Source organism: Microcoleus sp. S13_C3 (assembly GCF_036700905.1).
Lineage (GTDB): Bacteria > Cyanobacteriota > Cyanobacteriia > Cyanobacteriales > Microcoleaceae > Microcoleus.
This window is the reverse complement of the sequence record NZ_JAUBPT010000361.1, coordinates 1-1,308: the sequence shown is the minus strand read 5'-3', so window position 1 is coordinate 1,308 and position 1,308 is coordinate 1. Positions and strand designations below refer to the sequence as shown.

At 42.5% G+C, this 1,308-nt stretch carries 2 protein-coding genes; both read left to right on the top strand.

What is annotated here, in order from left to right:
* Positions 1-173: 173 nt before the first annotated feature.
* Positions 174-566 carry a reverse transcriptase N-terminal domain-containing protein gene (locus QUA16_RS36730; RefSeq protein WP_333109782.1) on the top strand — a complete coding sequence of 131 codons (393 nt, stop codon included), beginning with the start codon at positions 174-176 and terminating at the stop codon, positions 564-566.
* A 76-nt stretch (positions 567-642) separates the two neighbouring features.
* Positions 643-1,260 carry a reverse transcriptase domain-containing protein gene (locus tag QUA16_RS36725; protein ID WP_333181800.1) on the top strand — a complete coding sequence of 206 codons (618 nt, stop codon included), beginning with the start codon at positions 643-645 and terminating at the stop codon, positions 1,258-1,260.
* Positions 1,261-1,308: the final 48 nt, after the last annotated feature.

Sequence of the window (1,308 nt, the reverse complement as noted above, 5' to 3'; positions counted from 1 at the left end):
GAGCGCAGTGAGTTGGAAACTCTCATGCTGCGTTCTTAGGGGAGGGGACAGAGGTGACTCTCGAACCTCACCCGACAGAAAAATTAACAAAGCCATTAGAAACCTGCGTCAAAGAATCTTTCGTGCGAGAAGGCTTGGTAACTTCCGTAAGCTAAGAAGCGTGGCAGTTGCTGATGCTTCGTAGCTACGCCAATCTACTACTGTCAGTTCGACTTATCACTCAAACCAACCAAGGTAAAGCAACGGCTGGCATTGACAAAGAAATCGTCAATACCCCAAAGCAAAGGGTGATTCTGGTAAATAATTGGGAAGGGGGAAACCTCAAACCAACACGAAGGGTAGAAATACCCAAGCCTAACGGCAAAAAACGACCGCTCGGAATCCCGACCGTGCGTGACAGAATCGAACAGACAATAGTAAAGAACTCACTCGAACCCGAATGGGAAGCCATATTTGAGCAAAATTCCTATGGTTTCCGCCCGGGAAGAAGCTGTCTTGATGCAATAGAACAAGGTTTCAATCTGCTATCAAGATGGCACAACTGGGTTCTAGAGGCTGATAAGTAATTGGACAGAATTAATTACACACTGATTTTTTGCTGATTTTTTACTAGACAAGGCTTGTAGCCCAAATTTTTGTGTAATTAATTGTGTCCTACTACTTATCAAAGGCTTCTTTGACAACATCGCCCATGAATCTATCCTGAACACGATGGGCAATTTCCCAAAAAGAGAACTCATCAAAAGATGGTTAAAAGCAGGTTTTGTATACCAAGGGAATCTTAATCAAACCGAACAAGGCACACCACAAGGCGGGGTGATTTCACCTCTATTAGCCAATATTGGTTTGCATGGCTTAGAACATTATATCAAAGCCACTAATCCTAAGCTTGGTGTGGTGCGTTACGCCGATGATTTCATCGTAACGGCTAGAGACAAAGAAAATCTCACAGTCGCACAAAACCTGATTAAAGCATGGTTGTCTGAACGAGGTCTTGAATTCAGCTCTGAGAAGACGCTAATCACGTCAATGGAAGATGGCTTTGATTTTCTAGGGTTTAATTCTCGACACTACGATGGAAAACTTCTAATCAAACCCTCCAAAAAGAAGGTTCTTGCCTTCTGCAAAAGGATTGGTGAAGAGGTTAAGAGCCTGAATGGTGCAGAACAGGAAGTCCTCATCAAAAAGCTGAATCCTATTCTCAGGGGTTTTGCGAACTACTACAAAGGTGTAAGCTGTTCGACATCTAAACTGCATTAACTAAGTTACCTTTATTTTTTATTTTTCGGTTCCATTTCATAATTAGTC